Here is a 15,267-nt window from a genome sequence, read left to right on the forward strand (position 1 = left end):
ATTACAAGAAAAAAAGGGGATTTTAGCACAGCCCTCCTAAGGGGTTTCTTTTTTGTGAATATGCTGCTCTAAATAACGTTGGGCCCGCTCCTGCGACTCTTTTTCTTTGGGGCGCTCTACGCGCTTTTTGGGTTCGGCGTCTGAAAAATAAATCGCATCCACCGTCCACACCAAGATAATCGCCGCAATGAGAGGAATGATGAGTAGCATTATTTCACCTTAACGTTTGAGTTGGTTCACCGTTTGAAGCATTTCATCGGAGGTGACAATAGCTTTGGAGTTGGCCTCATAAGCCCGCTGTCCCGTGATAAGGTCGGTCATCTCTTCGACCAATTGCACGTTGCTCATCTCCACAAAGCCTTGACGAATTTGTCCAAACCCGTTGAGTCCTGGCACGCCCAAAATTGCGTCACCTGAAGCGTTGGTGTTGATGAAGTTATTGTCCCCGAGTGAGTGAAGACCTGCGGGGTTGATAAAATTGGCAATCTCGATTTGCCCAATCTCGTTCATCTGAGTATCGCCCGCTTGCAACACAGAAACCGTGCCATCCACTCCGATGGAAATCTGCGTCGCATCCTCAGGCACGACGATTTCAGGGATTAATCGGTACCCGTCGCTGTTAACCACATTGCCCTCACCGTCGAGCTTAAACGCACCATTGCGCGTGTAGGCAGTGGTGCCATCGGGAAGTTCTACTTGAAAAAATCCTTTGCCCGTAATGGCAAGGTCAAGGTTATTGGTTGTTTCTTTAAAGTTGCCTTGGGTGAAAATCTTTGTAATAGCGGTCGGGCGCACACCCAAACCCACTTCAATACCCGTCGGAGATTGGGTCGTGGCACTGGTGGCCGTTCCTGCGTACTCCATGGTTTGGTAAAACAAATCCGCAAATTCTGCGCGCTGCTTTTTGTACCCGATGGTATTGACGTTTGAGATGTTATTGGACGTGGTGTCAATTTGAAGTTGCTGGGCTTTCATGCCTGTTGCGGCGGTATAAAGAGAGCGAATCATTGTTGTTATCCTTTAATGTTTGCTAATTTATTAATGGCATCACTGTTTAAATCATCCATGTGTGCCGTCATGACTTTTTGGTACATTTCCACCATGCGTTGAGCTTCGATGAGCCCTACCATTTCCCGCACAGGGTTGACGTTACTCATTTCCAAAAACCCCTGAGCGACCACATCGGCTTCCTCAAGGAGGCGTATTTGGGCCTCATCTTCAAAGACATACAAATGGTCCCCCTCCTTGGTTAACCTTCTGGTGTCTTGAGCTTGTGCAATGTAAAGGGTATTCACCACGTCACCATCGGCGTACAAATTGCCATTGGCATCAGCGGTAATAATGGCCTCGGGGGCAAATTGGATGTACTGGTTGGTTTGAAAAAAGTTAGCAGGCAAGACAGGGTAGCCCTCTTTGGTGCTTAAAACGCCTTCTTCATTGAGAATAAAAGAACCGTTTTGGCTCAAGCGAACGCCCTGCGGGGTTTCCACCATAAAAAACACATCTTCCCGTTTGAGGGCAAAATCAAAAGGATTGCCCGTGGCTTTCACGCCCCCTTGGGAAAAGGTCACATACTGTTCGCTCACTTGGGGCACACGGTCAATGTTGCGGTTGAGAAACTTAGCGGCCTCTTTGGTGTGGTTGCGTAAAGGAAGCTCATCTTTGACTTCTTGGTAAATACGGCTAAAATCCGCCACCACCACATCGTCGCGTTTAAAAGCGGGGGTATTGATGTTGGCAAGGTTGTTGGAAATGACATCTAGTTTATTAAACTGTGTCACCATCGCACCCGCTGCTACATAAAATCCATTTTGCATACATCACCTACCTCATACGTTCTTACCCTCCCCTAAGCAATCAATGTTCCACATCTTCTTGTAACAAAAAGCGGGAGATAAATTTAGTGCTTTTTAATATGGTTTGGGTATAATATGGCCTTTTTTAAACCCATTAAAGAAATTTCTGATAACCTTCTCTATCCCTAGGAGTGCTTTGCTATGTCCACAAAAGAACAATACCAACAAATCGAAGACCTTTTCAAAGAAAACGAAAAGGGACATGTCACCTACGAAACCCTCATGGACTACTTCCCAAAGCAACCCACTACCACCAACGTTAAAAAACTTTTAACCCTGCTTGAGAAGTATGCTATCAGCCTCATTACCTCGGCCGAAATCGCAAAAATGCGCAACATCGAAGAAGCCAAAAAGCGCGAAGAAGCGCGTAAAAAACTCCAAGACGAATCCTTGGAAGATGAATTTGACCTTGCCAGTGAAAAAGAGCTGTTAGAGTGGTCACGCAGCGACAGTCCTGTGCGTATGTACTTGCGCGAAATGGGACAAATCTCTTTGCTAACCAAAGAAGAAGAGATCGACATCAGTAAAAAGATTGAATTTGGCGAAGACATCATCATCGATGCCTTTTGTTCTGTGCCCTATTTGATTGATTTTATTCTTGATTATAAAGAGTCCCTCATCAACCGCGAACGCCGCGTCAAAGAGCTTTTTAAAAGTTTTGAAGATGACAACGAGAGCGACAACGATGATGATGAGGACGATAGCGACAGTGACGATGATGGCGACAGCGAAGAAACGCGTAAAAGTTCACGCAAAGACAACAAACGCACCGAAAAAGTCATCGAAAGCTTTAAGGCCCTTGAAAAAGCAAAAAAAGATTGGATGCGTACTGGCTCCAAAGAACCCGAAGGCGACGAAGTCGAAGTCCTCACGTACCACCTCAGTCAAGCCTTTAAAAAGAAACTTTTAAAAGAAAAATTGATGGACCTAGGGCCTACCAGTAAGCTCATCAACGAGCTGGTCAAATCCATGGAAACAGCCCTTAAGAGTGATGGCGAGTTTGACAAAGAACTCAAACGCCTTGAGTACAAGCTCCCGTTGTTTAACGAAACCCTCAAAGAAAACCACCTTAAAATCCTCACGCGCATCATTGACCTTTCTAAAGAGGACATCACGCTAGAAGTGCCTGAGGCAACCATGGTGTCTACGTACATGGAAATCAAAAAACTTTTCCAAACCAAAGAAGCGAGCAAAAAAAGCTTCAACCTTGAACCCACCCTCTTAAAAGAGATTTTAGAGCAAATCAAGCGAGGAAAACGCATCGCCGATGAGGCAAAAACCCGCATGGCAAAGTCCAACTTGCGCCTTGTGGTTTCCATCGCCAAGCGTTACACTAACCGAGGGCTTCCCTTTTTGGACCTCATTCAAGAGGGCAACATTGGCCTCATGAAAGCGGTCGATAAATTTGAATACAAAAAGGGTTACAAGTTTTCTACGTACGCGACGTGGTGGATTCGCCAAGCCATCAGCCGCGCCATCGCCGACCAAGCGCGCACCATTCGGATTCCCATTCACATGATTGAAACCATCAACCGTATCAATAAAATCATCCGAAAGCACTTGCAAGAACACGGCAAAGAACCCGATATTGAAACCATTGCCGAAGAAGTAGGGTTAACGCCTGATAAGGTAAAAAACGTCATCAAAATCACCAAAGAGCCTATCTCCCTTGAAGCGCCTATTGGTAACGAGGACGATGGCAAGTTTGGGGACTTTGTGGAAGACCGCACGACGTTGAGCCCCATGGACCACATCTTGAAAAACGACCTTAAAGACCAGATTGACGAAGTCTTAGACCAACTCAATGATCGTGAAAAAGCCGTGATTCGCATGCGCTTTGGTCTTCTAAGCGATGAGAGTGACCGCACTTTAGAAGAAATCGGGAAAGAACTCAGCGTTACCCGCGAACGTGTGCGCCAAATCGAAAGTTCTGCCATCAAAAAACTCAAACACCCTAAAGTGGGTCGAAAATTGAAAAACTATATCGAAGGCTAAAAAAACGCGTTACATGTAAGGAACCCTGTGCAATTTTTAGAAAAATGGATTGAACACGATTACAATCCTTTCATCATCTTCGACGCTAACGGAAAAGTCAAAAGCCTCAACCAAGAAGCCCAATACCTTCTTGGGGAGGTTTCCACCAAAGAGATTTTCGACATCGCCGGTGCCTATGCGGCCATTACCTACGGTTTTAAGACCACCATCTTAGACCTTGAATTTGGTTCTTACCGCTTTTATGGCATCACAGTAGGGTATGAAAGCGAAGAAGAGATTGGGGTAAAGCTCTACAAATACGCCACGCAAAAATTCTCTACCATCCAAGAATACGGCGAACCTGTCAACCTCTACACCCTTTTAGATTTGTGCATCAGTGCCACGTCTACTGGGCAAAACACACAGTTTAAAAAAGAGTTTGACCCTACGTTTCCAGACCTGCGCCTCCAAATAGACGGCTTTACCAAGCTCCTCAATAAAACCTACGCGAGCTTTAAGCACGCCTCCAAAATCACCACCAAGCTCTCCTTAAGAACAGGGGAACATATTCGTTTTAAAGAGAAAAAATACCCTATTTTTACTATCTTGGTGGAAGGGGAAACGCGCGATCGCCGTTTTGAACTTGACATACAAACCATCGCCCAAACGATTAATTGTATTGTACATTTTAAAGAAGACCAAACCATCATCACCTCACCCCTTATTAGCGCATAAGGGGTCTGTTTTGACTCTATTGGGGCCTTAAAAGTGGCGTCAGTAGTGACATTATGGGTACCACCCCAAGGCCAATGACAAAGGGTACCACTTCAAAGATTTCTTGCCGTTGCAAAGCCAAAAACCCCACATAAAGCAAAAGATACGCCACCAAGCGGTAAGGAAACATAAGGCTTGGTAAGGATTGGGAAAGGTGGAGTTTTCCAAAAAACCCTTGTTTTTGGTTCTTTTGGCGGGCTTTTTCTTCCTCTACCATGGTTTTAAAATCAACCGCAGGAAGAGGAGGTTCTTCTTTCCATAATCCCGCAGGGTCATCAGGGTCTTTTTCTTCGTCTTCATCTTCCTCTTCCAGCACATACGCTCCCGCTTCCACCCGCGTTTCTACCATGCGGCGGTAAGAAAAAAAAGTTGCTGTCGTAATGCATAAAGAGCAAAAAAACGCCACTTGGGTATTCACTAGCCACACAAAACCAAAAAAGAGCGAAAGGAGGATCAAACACCCCTCCGCAAAGGCGTACATGTAAAGAAAATACCGCGGGGCAATCACTTTTCTTCCTTGTCCTGCTTGTGCCGTGCCTCTTCGTTGTATTCATCCAAGGATTTTAATTGGCGCTTGTACGCCTTGCGCACATTAAGTCCCGCCGCCGCCACGCCCCACGCAACGCCTACCCAAAACAACCACCCAATGCCTGTCATGTCGCGCATCAAAATTCCCACACCAACACCTAGCACCAACGCCACCACCATGGACACCCCAAGGGTGAGTTGTTCTGCCCCTTCAATCACACGCCTAACGCGTGGTTTTTCTTCTTCTTTCATAGTGTTTTCATAACCTCGTGTGTGTGGGCAATGACCGTATCTATCATCGCTTCGTTCATAGGTTCACAAATGAACCCTGCCTCAAATTGGCTGCACGCAAAATAAACCCCGCGCTCTAGCATCCCTCGGTGAAAGGCCGCAAACCGCTTGGTGTCTGAACGCAAGGCTTCATCAAAGTTTGCCACAGGCGCTTCGTTAAAGAAAAAGCCAAACATGGACCCACGGTGCCCCACTTGCAAGGAAATCCCTTGTGCTTTAGCCGCGGCTTCAAGACCCTTAGTCAGTCGCACTGCCAAGGCTTCAAGATGAGGGTAGAGCTGCGCTTCTTTGCGGATAATTTCCTTCAAAGAGGCGAGTCCCGCGTTCATGGCGATAGGATTGCCGCTGAGCGTTCCTGCTTGGTACACAGGGCCCTCAGGGGAAAGCATCGCCATAATCTCTGCGCGCGCGCCAAAGGCGCCCACAGGCATCCCGCCCCCAATCACCTTGCCAAAGGTCACCATGTCTGGACGGGTTTTAACGAGGCCTTGAGCCCCTTTGAGGGAAGCGCGAAACCCGCTCATCACCTCATCAAAAATCAACACTGCTCCATGCGTGTCACACAAGGCGCGCAAGCCTTCTAAAAACTCAGGCGTGGCGGGCACAAAGCCCATATTGCCCGCAATGGGCTCAATAATCACACACGCAACGCCCGAACTCGCTTCAAAACACGCCTTCACGCTTTCTAAGTCGTTGTAACGCGCTAGCAACGTGTGCTTGGTTGTTCCTTCTGGCACACCCGGACTTGAAGGGTTTCCAAAGGTCATCAATCCACTGCCCGCTTTTACCAAAAGGGCGTCGCTGTGGCCGTGGTAACATCCTTCAAATTTGATAATATCACTACGCCCTGTGAATCCACGCGCAAGGCGAATGGCACTCATGACCGCTTCGGTGCCGCTGCTAACAAAACGTACCTTATCGATGGCCGGAAAAAGACCGCAAATGAGGCTAGCAAGCTGGGTTTCAACTTCCGTTGGCGCTCCAAAACTGAGTCCTTTTTTGACCGCTTCAATAACGGCTGTTTCAATCACTTCGCTGGCGTGTCCCAAGATAAGCGGGCCCCAACTTTGCACAAAATCGATGTACGTGTTGCCATCGATATCGGTCATGAAAGCCCCTTTGGCTTCTTTGATAAACGGAGGAGTTCCACCCACGCCGCCAAAGGCGCGAACTGGCGAATCTACGCCTCCGGGGATGACCTTTTGGGCGGCTTCAAAGGCGTGAATGCTGTTGGTAAATTGCATGGTATTCCTTACATGTAATGTCTGTTTTATTGCTCTTTTGACTGGGTCACGTAGTAGTACAAACTTTCGATTTCATCTTTGGTTAAAAAATAGGTCGGCATGATGGTGTTACCCCGCGCAAGTCCTTTAACAAAGGCTTCTTTTGAGAGGGAATGAATCGGGGGGGCGATGAGCTCTTTTTTCTTCCCTTTGTCTTGGTAGCGCGCCAACACTCTCCCCTCTCCCTTGGGACCATGGCACTGGTTACAACCAATACCTCGGGGGTTTTCATAGAGCATTTTTGCGTATTCCATCTGCGTCATAAAATCCCCTGCAAGCGCAAGCGAAACACTAAAAAAAAGCGCAAGGGTATACTGCATCGACGTTGATTATCCTGATTTTAATCTGAGTTTGGATACTATACCCGACATTCAATTAATACCACATGAAAAGGTACTTCATGACGCTTCTTGATGGCAAAGCCCTCAGTGATTCACTCAAACACACCCTAAAAACCGAATGCGAAACCTTAAAAACCAAAGGCATTACCCCCGGTCTTGCCGTGGTCCTTGTGGGCTCTGACCCTGCGAGTGCGACGTATGTTGGCATGAAAGAGCGCTCTTGTGAAGCCACAGGCATCCGCTCCATCATGCATCGGCTCCCCGAATCCACCACCCAAGAGACCCTTCTTTTGCTCATTGACACCCTCAACAAAGACCCCGAAGTGGACGGCATTTTAGTGCAACTTCCTCTTCCTGCGCACCTTGATAGCGATGCCATTTTAGAGGCCATTGACCCGCGCAAAGACGTGGACGGCTTTCACGCTATCAATGTGGGCAAACTGAGTCAAAACCTTGAAGGCTTTGTCCCTTGCACACCCCTTGGCGTGATGAAACTTTTAGAAGCCTACGCCATCAATCTCAAGGGCATGGACGTGTGCGTCATTGGGCGCAGCAACATCGTGGGTAAACCCATGATGAACCTTTTGATTAACGCAGGTGCGACCGTCACCGTGTGCCATAGCCAAACCAAAGAGCTAAAAGCCCATACCTCACGCGCGGATTTGCTAGTCGTTGGGGTAGGAAAACCTGCTCTCCTTAAGGCCGACATGGTCAAAGAGGGTGCCATCGTCATCGACGTAGGCATTAACCGCACCGACAAGGGCACCTTGGTGGGCGATGTGGATTTTGACGCGGTTGCACCCAAATGCGCCTACATCACGCCCGTACCTGGTGGTGTGGGTCCCATGACTATCGCTATGCTACTTTCCAACACTGTACACGCAGCCAAAAATCGCTAAGGAATCCTCTCACGCATGAAAAACTTGCTTAAAAAACTCTACTCCTTTTCCAACAGCTGGACAGGAACGGTTGTCATCGTTTTGTTGATTATTTTCTTTGTCGCCCAAGCCTTTGTGATTCCTAGCGGCTCCATGAAACGCTCTTTGCTCATTGGCGACCATTTGTTTGTGAAAAAGTTTTCTTACGGCACCCCTGTGCCGCACTTGCCGTGGATTGAAGTGCCCGTGTTGCCTGATTTTTTTGGCAATGGCCACCTCATCGAAGGACCACGACCTGCGCGGGGTGACATTGTGGTGTTTCGCTACCCCCGCGAACCCAAAATCCACTACGTTAAACGTTGCGTTGCCCTTGGCGGCGATGAAATCCTCTACCAGGACAAAGCCTTTTACCTTCGACCACACGAAGGGGATGCGTTCATTAAAAGCACCTATCCTGAGGAAAAAATCGTTTCCCTTGGGGGAAAATTGTGGGTAAAAAACCCTCTCATGGGACAGTATTCGGGTATTTCTTATGATGATAATGTGGACCTTTTTGTGCAAATGACCCTTCACCTCATGGGCAATGACCTCGCCATGCGCCCTGCCCTTGTTGAGGAACTCCCCTTGCGCAGTGACCTTAGCCACAATGCCTATTATTTTAAAGTACCCCAAGATGAGTTTTTCATGGTGGGCGACAACCGCGACCACTCCAACGACAGCCGTTTTTGGGGAAGCGTGCCCTACAAGCACATCGTAGGCAAGCCGTGGTTTATTTACTTTTCGTGGGATGATGATTATGTTATCCGCTGGGATCGCATCGGACGGTTTGTCTCAACCGTAGAAACACAAACCCATTTTACCCGTGGACCTTATTAGCATTCTACCCATCCTCGCGTTGGTTTTGGCATTGGTCATCGCCATCGTGGGGCATGAGATTATGCACGGGCTAATGGCCTACCGTTACGGGGACGATACGGCTAAAAATGCGGGCCGCCTTAGCCCCAATCCCCTCTTACATGTAGACCCCATAGGAACCTTGCTTGTCCCCACCCTTCTTTATTTTTCCACGGGGTTTTTGTTTGGCTGGGCCAAGCCTGTGCCTGTGTATATTCGCACCGTCATTCGCAATGGGGGCTACCTTGCCGCTATCCAAGTGAGCCTTGCGGGGATTGCTTATAACATCGCCCTCGCCTTGTGTGCCTCGGCCGTGCTTCACACCCTCTCCACCCCTAGTTCCTTAGTGGGTCTTTTTATCTACTCCTTTTTCTCCTCTCTTGTCATCATCAACGTCATCCTTGCCCTGTTCAACCTCTACCCTATTCCACCCCTTGATGGCGCCCATGCGCTGAGTTATTTTGCCGCATGGATGGGTTGGCACAAAGTTGCCTACGGGATGGACCGCGCGGGAAAGTACGGGTTTGTGGTACTTATCTTGTTGCTCATTTCACCTTTTTCTGCGTATGTCTTCGCTCCCATGCGCTATTTTATTGCACTTTTGCTCCCGTAACGCGTCTTTAAACCTCGCTGTGCTATAATCGCGACACTTTTGAACACAAAGAGGATGCGCATGAAATTCTACATCGGCACCGACCATGCGGGCTTTTCCATTAAAAATGAGGTCATCGCTATGCTAAGCGCACGGGGATGTGAAGTCGTAGACTTGGGGCCAGACTCCGATGCACGGGTTGATTATCCTGATTTTGGACACAAGGTCGCCTTGGCGGTTTTAGAAGATGTGGGAAGTTTTGGCATCGTAATTTGTGGCACGGGCATTGGCATCTCCCTTGCGGCTAACAAACACCACGGCATCCGCGCCGCGTTGTGCCACGACGCTTACACGGCACAGATGGCCAGAGGCCACAACAACGCCAACATCCTTGCCTTTGGGCAACGGATCGTGGGACTTGGCGTCATCGAGTCGATGCTAGATGCATTTATTTCCACCCCGTTTGAAGGCGGACGTCACGCCACCCGTGTCGATAAAATCGAGTGCTGAGATGTTTTTAGATTGGATTTTCACCACTATCCTCGCTTCGTTGTGTGTCTATTTGACCGTCATGGTCTTTTACTTCAAAACACTCTTGCGCAAAGAAAAACTGGGGAACGCTATGGTTAAAAACACCCTAGGGGACGCAGAAGTGGTCATCCGAAAATACCAAGTGCAACTTCAACGCGCCCTTGGCAACATCGATATTTTAAGCGATGAACTCAACAAAATCCGCGGCGATACCAAATCCCTTCGCACGCGCAACAGCCAATACCGCATCGAAAGCGACAAGCTGCGTCAACGCATCAAAGAGCTTGAGGGCAAAATCGAAGCACTGTTATAATCCAATATTTTCCAAAGGTCATCCATGCACACACTCACCGAAAGTGAAAAGTCTCATCTACTTGCAGCGATTCGCAATGTTCCTGATTACCCCAAGCCTGGCATCCAATTTAAAGACATCACGACCTTGTTAAACAATCCTGAAGCCTTTCATTTTTTGATGGACCACCTTGTTAAGCGCTACGCGGACATGGACATCCAATACATCGCAGGTATCGAGTCGCGAGGCTTTATTTTTGGAGCGGCCCTTGCCTCCTTACTTCGCACCCGCTTTGTGCCCATCCGCAAACCGGGCAAACTTCCCTACACCACCATCAGTGAAAAATATTCCCTAGAATACGGAGTGGATGAGGTAGAGCTGCACATTGATGCGTTTAGCCACGGCTTGGCCAATCCGCGCGTGTTGCTCATCGATGACCTCATCGCCACGGGTGGCACAGCCAATGCGGCGGTCAACCTCATCAACAAAGCAGGCGGCGAATGCGTGGAAGCGTGTTTTATCATCAACCTAACCTTTTTGCGTGGCGACGAAGCCATCAAAAAAACTACTCCCGTGTATTCGGTCTTGGAGATTGATTAATGTATATTCCTAAACCCTCCCCTTTTGACCCCGACCACAACGGCCATTTTGGCATTTTTGGCGGACGTTACGTACCTGAAACCTTGATGCCCGTACTGTGCGAACTGGACGAAGCCTACCGCGCGTTGCGTTTTGACAAAGACTTTTGGATGGAGGTGGATTATTATTTTAAAGAATACGTCGGCCGCCCTTCGCCTCTTTATTTTGCCAACAACCTCTCCGAAGAACTCGGTGCCCGTGTTTACCTCAAACGGGAAGATTTAAACCACACGGGTGCCCACAAAATCAACAACACCATCGTCCAAGGCTTGCTCGCTAAGCGCTTAGGCAAAAAACGGGTCATCGCTGAAACAGGGGCGGGACAACACGGTGTAGCCACAGCAACCGTCGCGGCCTTACTGGGCCTTGAATGTGACGTGTTTATGGGCGAAAAAGACGTGGAACGGCAAGAGCTTAATGTCTTTCGCATGAAACTTTTAGGAGCTAAAGTCCACCCTGTCAAAAGCGGAAGCCGTACGCTCAAAGATGCCATGAACGAAGCCATCCGCCACTGGGTTACCCACGCGCGCGACACCTTTTATATCATCGGCACCGTCGCAGGACCCCATCCGTATCCCCTCATGGTGCGCGACTTTCAAGCAGTCATTGGCTACGAAGCCAAGGCACAGATTTTAGCAACAGCAAACCGCTTGCCTGATTTTGTGGTCGCGTGCATTGGCGGGGGAAGCAACGCTATTGGCATGTTTAGCCACTTTTTAGGGGAAGAAGGAGTGCGATGCATCGGCATTGAAGCGGGTGGTTTGGGACTTGACACGCCCAAGCACGGGGCCAGTTTACAAAAAGGAAGTCCGGGTGTGTTGCACGGACAAATGAGCTACTTGCTTCAAGATGAGGATGGACAGATTTTAGAAGCCCACTCCTTTTCTGCGGGATTGGATTACCCGGGCATTGGGCCAGAACATGCCCACTTGAAAGATTTAAACAAAGTCACTTACGAGAGCGTCACTGACCAAGAAGCCCTAGACGCCTTTGTGTGGTTGAGTCAAAAAGAGGGCATCATCCCTGCATTTGAGAGCGCCCATGCTGTGGCATACCTTAAAAAAATGGACCCTAAAGTGCGTGAAAATGCCCTCATCATCGTCAACCTCTCAGGCCGTGGCGACAAGGACATGGTGCAAGCTAAATCCTTACTCCATTTTGACTAAGCATAGCCCATGGAAGGAACATTTATTGACCTTATCCGTACCTATGGGTATATTATTTTATTTGTATGGTGCGTGCTTGAGGGCGAAACGGCCCTTGTCATTGCAGGAGTCTTTTCCCATACGGGCGACATGAATTTGCCCATCGCCCTTGTGGTTGGCACCCTTGGAGGCATGGCGGGAGATTTGCTCTACTTTCACATTGGCAGGTACAACAAGAACTACATTTACAAAAAACTCAATACCCAACGGCGCAAGTTTGCCATCGCCCATATGCTGCTCAAAAAATACGGGCGGGCGATTATCTTTTTTCAACGCTTCATGTACGGCTTGCGCATTGTCGTGCCCATGTCTGTAGGGCTTACGCGCTACAGCCGCGCAGAATTTGTGCTCATTAATGGCATCAGTTCCTTTACATGGGCCTGTATCTTCTGTTTACCCGCTTGGTACATGGGCGACACTATCCTTGGGCTGCTCACGTACGGGCAAGAGCATTGGTATTTGGCTATTCCTTTGGTCATTGCCTTTGTGGGTAGCATTTTTTACTTTTTCCACCGTGTGGAAAACACTATCTTAAAATTACGGAGTCAACGATGAAATTTACCCCCATACAAACCTCTTTTGAAACCTCAGGTGCCCACGCGCGCATTATCCTCGTGGATGCAGCCATTTTTGAAACCTTAGAAGAAAAAACCCTCCTTGAAGCCTACGGCTTTAAACCCAAAAGCGAAGCGGGGGTCTACTTTCCCCACACCAAAACTGTTTACGTCGGCTGCGACAACTTTGAGGCGGATGAACTGCGCTTGGCTGCTGCTAAGGCGTGGGAACTGTTAAAAGCCTCTACATGTAAAGTCGTATTCACAGAAGCGTACGGCAACATTGGCGCTTTGGTAGAAGGCTTTGAGCTAGGAAGCTACCAATTTACCGCCTACAAAAGCAAAAATGACCCCGTGCACTTAGAAGAAGTGCGCATCGCCACTACCGCTTCGGACGCGGTCGCACAAATCCAAAAAGCCTACACCATCGCTAACGCGACCAACTACGCTAAGGAAGCGGTCAACACTATCCCCAACGACTACACGCCCGTGCGCATGGCGGATGATGCCATGAAACTCTCCGCGCTTGAGGGCGTTACATGTAAAGTCTATGACAAACACTTTTTAGAAGAACAAGGCATGGAAGCGTTTTTGGCCGTCAACCGTGCTAGCGTGCATCCTCCGCGCCTCATCCACCTCACCTACACCCCCAAAGTGCCCGCGAAAAAACGGGTGATTTTTGTAGGCAAAGGGTTGACGTACGATAGCGGCGGGTTGAGCTTGAAGCCAGGAGACAGCATGGTGACCATGAAGGCCGACAAAAGCGGCGGCGCGGCGGCTCTTGGTATTTTAAAGGGGGCGGCAGAACTGGAACTTCCCTTTGAAATCCACGCCATCATTGGCGCAACCGAAAACATGATAGGCGGCAACGCGTACAAGCCTGATGACGTGCTCAAAGCCAAAAACGGCACCACCATCGAAGTGCGCAACACCGATGCAGAAGGGCGCTTGGTCTTGGCCGATTGTCTGTGCTACGCCCAAGGGTTCAAGCCTGACATCCTTGTTGACATGGCAACATTGACGGGTGCTTGCGTGGTGGCCGTGGGCGAATACACCACCGGCGTCATGGGACATAACCAAGAACTCATCGCTTCGTTGCACAACGCGGCGGCGATGAGCGGCGAGCTTACAGGCTCACTGCACTTTAACCGCTACCTCAAAAAACTGCTCAAAAGTTCGGTCGCTGACATCTCCAACATCAGCTCCTCGCGCTATGGCGGGGCTATCACGGCGGGGCTTTTCCTTGATACCTTCATCGAAGAAGAGCACAAACCCAAGTGGATTCACCTTGATATCGCAGGGCCTGCGTACGTGGAAAAACCGTGGGGTTACAACCAAACAGGTGCCAGTGGTGCGGGTGTGCGCATGAACCTTTACTGGTTGGATGCATTAGCCAAGGAGGCAAACTAATGGGGTTGGGTGTAGGTATCGTTGGCTTGCCAAACGTAGGAAAATCGACCACCTTTAACGCGCTCACTAAGGCGCAAAACGCCGAGGCGGCAAATTACCCCTTTTGTACTATCGAGCCCAACAAGGCCATCGTGCCTGTGCCCGATAAACGCTTGGGCGCGCTTGCAAAGATAGTCAATCCTGAGCGCATTCAACACTCTACCATCGACTTTGTGGACATCGCGGGGCTTGTGCGCGGAGCCAGCAAGGGCGAGGGATTAGGTAACCAGTTTCTCTCCAACATTCGCGAAGTGGAAGTGGTGTTGCACATGGTGCGCTGCTTTGAAGATGAAAACATCACCCACGTAGAAGGGGGCATCGACCCTATTCGCGACATCGAAATCATCGAAACCGAACTCATGCTTGCCGATGTGCAACAGCTTAGTAAGAAAATCGACAGGCTCACCCGCATGGCCAAGTCCGACAAAGACGCCAGAGGCGCCCTTGAAGTGGCCCAAGCCTTGTTCCATCACCTCGATGACTTGCACCCTGCTAGCACTTTTGCCGACAGGGAAAATCCTTACTTTGAAGCGCTCAACAAAGAACTGCGTTTCTTGTCTAACAAAACCGTCATCTACGGCGCAAACGTGGACGAAGACGGGCTTTTGGAAGACAACATGTACGTACAAGCCCTTCAAAACCACGCCGCGCGCGTGGGGGCAGACGTCATCAAACTGTGCGCCAAAATCGAAGAAGAGATGGTCGCCTTAGAAGAAGAGGAAGCGGCGGAATTTTTGCAAGAACTTGGCATCGAAGAGTCGGGTTTAGAGAAAATCATCCGAACGGCCTTTGAAAAACTGGGCCTCATCAGCTACTTTACCGCCGGTGTTAAAGAAGTGCGCGCGTGGACCATTGAGCGGGGCTGGAAAGCCCCCAAAGCGGCTTCAGTGATTCACAACGACTTTGAAAAAGGCTTCATCAAAGCCGAAGTCATCGGCTACGAAGATTTCCTTACATGTAAGGGCGAAAGCGGCGCCAAAGAAGCGGGGAAAATGCGCCTAGAAGGCAAAGACTACCTCGTCAAAGATGGCGACGTGATGCACTTTCGGTTTAACGTGTAGGGTTTTAACTCAAGAGCTGTCGTGGCTAGCACGGCAGCTTTTTACTAGTCCGTTACATGTAAAGACCTTCCACCCCCAAAATTACCACTTTTTACCCCAATCACGCTACAATTGACGTTTTTCAA

The 15,267-nt window shown here is 49.1% G+C and carries 19 protein-coding genes; 12 read left to right on the forward strand and 7 right to left on the reverse strand.

The window, feature by feature from the left end:
* Positions 1–36 precede the first annotated feature (36 nt).
* Genes AC5SLM_RS06290 through AC5SLM_RS06300 form a run of 3 tightly spaced genes read right to left on the reverse strand, consistent with a single transcriptional unit; the run spans position 37 to position 1,817 of the window.
* Positions 37–210 carry a hypothetical protein gene (locus AC5SLM_RS06290; protein ID WP_495250085.1) on the reverse strand — a complete coding sequence of 58 codons (174 nt, stop codon included), beginning with the start codon at positions 208–210 and terminating at the stop codon, positions 37–39.
* Between the two features lie 9 nt (positions 211–219).
* On the reverse strand, positions 220–1,008 hold the full coding sequence (gene flgG / locus AC5SLM_RS06295) for a flagellar basal-body rod protein FlgG (protein ID WP_495250086.1): 789 nt from the start codon (positions 1,006–1,008) through the stop codon (positions 220–222).
* 5 nt (positions 1,009–1,013) lie between these two features.
* Positions 1,014–1,817, reverse strand: a complete 804-nt coding sequence (locus AC5SLM_RS06300; protein ID WP_495250087.1) for a flagellar hook-basal body protein — start codon at positions 1,815–1,817, stop codon at positions 1,014–1,016.
* 180 nt (positions 1,818–1,997) lie between these two features.
* On the opposite strand from AC5SLM_RS06300, the gene rpoD reads away from it, so the two are divergent.
* Both rpoD and AC5SLM_RS06310 read left to right on the forward strand, forming a co-directional pair.
* Entirely contained in the window at positions 1,998–3,851 is a 1,854-nt protein-coding gene (gene rpoD / locus AC5SLM_RS06305; protein ID WP_495250088.1) for an RNA polymerase sigma factor RpoD, read from the forward strand.
* Between the two features lie 27 nt (positions 3,852–3,878).
* On the forward strand, positions 3,879–4,565 hold the full coding sequence (locus tag AC5SLM_RS06310; RefSeq protein ID WP_495250089.1) for a hypothetical protein: 687 nt from the start codon (positions 3,879–3,881) through the stop codon (positions 4,563–4,565).
* Between the two features lie 16 nt (positions 4,566–4,581).
* Here the strand turns inward: AC5SLM_RS06310 and AC5SLM_RS06315 are convergent, their stop codons facing one another.
* The 4 genes from AC5SLM_RS06315 to AC5SLM_RS06330 are packed head-to-tail and all read right to left on the reverse strand — an operon-like array spanning position 4,582 to position 7,026.
* Complete coding sequence (locus tag AC5SLM_RS06315; protein ID WP_495250090.1) at positions 4,582–5,112, reverse strand: hypothetical protein; 531 nt, start codon at positions 5,110–5,112, stop codon at positions 4,582–4,584.
* Positions 5,109–5,384 carry an AtpZ/AtpI family protein gene (locus AC5SLM_RS06320; protein ID WP_495250091.1) on the reverse strand — a complete coding sequence of 92 codons (276 nt, stop codon included), beginning with the start codon at positions 5,382–5,384 and terminating at the stop codon, positions 5,109–5,111. The genes AC5SLM_RS06315 and AC5SLM_RS06320 overlap by 4 nt, the downstream gene beginning before the upstream one ends.
* Positions 5,381–6,667, reverse strand: coding sequence for a glutamate-1-semialdehyde 2,1-aminomutase (hemL, locus tag AC5SLM_RS06325; RefSeq protein ID WP_495250092.1), 1,287 nt, complete (start codon positions 6,665–6,667; stop codon positions 5,381–5,383). Before hemL ends, AC5SLM_RS06320 begins: the two co-directional genes overlap by 4 nt.
* A 26-nt stretch (positions 6,668–6,693) precedes the next feature.
* Complete coding sequence (locus AC5SLM_RS06330) at positions 6,694–7,026, reverse strand: c-type cytochrome (protein WP_495250093.1); 333 nt, start codon at positions 7,024–7,026, stop codon at positions 6,694–6,696.
* Positions 7,027–7,106: 80 nt separating this feature from the next.
* Between AC5SLM_RS06330 and folD the strand changes: the two genes are divergently transcribed.
* From folD to ychF, 10 genes are read left to right on the forward strand one after another with little or no spacing between them, the layout of a single operon-like run.
* Positions 7,107–7,946, forward strand: coding sequence for a bifunctional methylenetetrahydrofolate dehydrogenase/methenyltetrahydrofolate cyclohydrolase FolD (folD, locus tag AC5SLM_RS06335; RefSeq protein WP_495250094.1), 840 nt, complete (start codon positions 7,107–7,109; stop codon positions 7,944–7,946).
* 15 nt (positions 7,947–7,961) lie between these two features.
* Positions 7,962–8,801: a signal peptidase I gene (gene lepB, locus AC5SLM_RS06340; protein ID WP_495250095.1), complete on the forward strand. Its 840-nt coding sequence runs from the start codon at positions 7,962–7,964 to the stop codon at positions 8,799–8,801.
* Positions 8,788–9,432 (forward strand): site-2 protease family protein, encoded by a 645-nt coding sequence (locus AC5SLM_RS06345; protein ID WP_495250096.1) that lies wholly within the window; start codon positions 8,788–8,790, stop codon positions 9,430–9,432. Before lepB ends, AC5SLM_RS06345 begins: the two co-directional genes overlap by 14 nt.
* Positions 9,433–9,492: 60 nt before the next feature.
* Positions 9,493–9,921 (forward strand): ribose 5-phosphate isomerase B, encoded by a 429-nt coding sequence (gene rpiB, locus AC5SLM_RS06350; protein ID WP_495250097.1) that lies wholly within the window; start codon positions 9,493–9,495, stop codon positions 9,919–9,921.
* 1 nt (position 9,922) lies between these two features.
* Entirely contained in the window at positions 9,923–10,255 is a 333-nt protein-coding gene (locus AC5SLM_RS06355) for a hypothetical protein (RefSeq protein ID WP_495250098.1), read from the forward strand.
* Between the two features lie 24 nt (positions 10,256–10,279).
* Positions 10,280–10,834: an adenine phosphoribosyltransferase gene (locus AC5SLM_RS06360; protein WP_495250099.1), complete on the forward strand. Its 555-nt coding sequence runs from the start codon at positions 10,280–10,282 to the stop codon at positions 10,832–10,834.
* Positions 10,834–12,039 carry a tryptophan synthase subunit beta gene (gene trpB, locus AC5SLM_RS06365; RefSeq protein WP_495250100.1) on the forward strand — a complete coding sequence of 402 codons (1,206 nt, stop codon included), beginning with the start codon at positions 10,834–10,836 and terminating at the stop codon, positions 12,037–12,039. Before AC5SLM_RS06360 ends, trpB begins: the two co-directional genes overlap by 1 nt.
* A 9-nt stretch (positions 12,040–12,048) precedes the next feature.
* Positions 12,049–12,633 (forward strand): DedA family protein, encoded by a 585-nt coding sequence (locus AC5SLM_RS06370; protein WP_495250101.1) that lies wholly within the window; start codon positions 12,049–12,051, stop codon positions 12,631–12,633.
* The gene (locus AC5SLM_RS06375; RefSeq protein ID WP_495250102.1) at positions 12,630–14,042 is read left to right on the forward strand and encodes a leucyl aminopeptidase; all 1,413 of its coding nucleotides are present in this window, start codon (positions 12,630–12,632) and stop codon (positions 14,040–14,042) included. The genes AC5SLM_RS06370 and AC5SLM_RS06375 overlap by 4 nt, the downstream gene beginning before the upstream one ends.
* Positions 14,042–15,142 (forward strand): redox-regulated ATPase YchF, encoded by a 1,101-nt coding sequence (gene ychF, locus AC5SLM_RS06380; RefSeq protein WP_495250103.1) that lies wholly within the window; start codon positions 14,042–14,044, stop codon positions 15,140–15,142. Before AC5SLM_RS06375 ends, ychF begins: the two co-directional genes overlap by 1 nt.
* The last annotated feature ends 125 nt before the right edge of the window (positions 15,143–15,267 follow it).

The organism is Sulfurospirillum sp. HTRB-L1 (genome assembly GCF_059415125.1).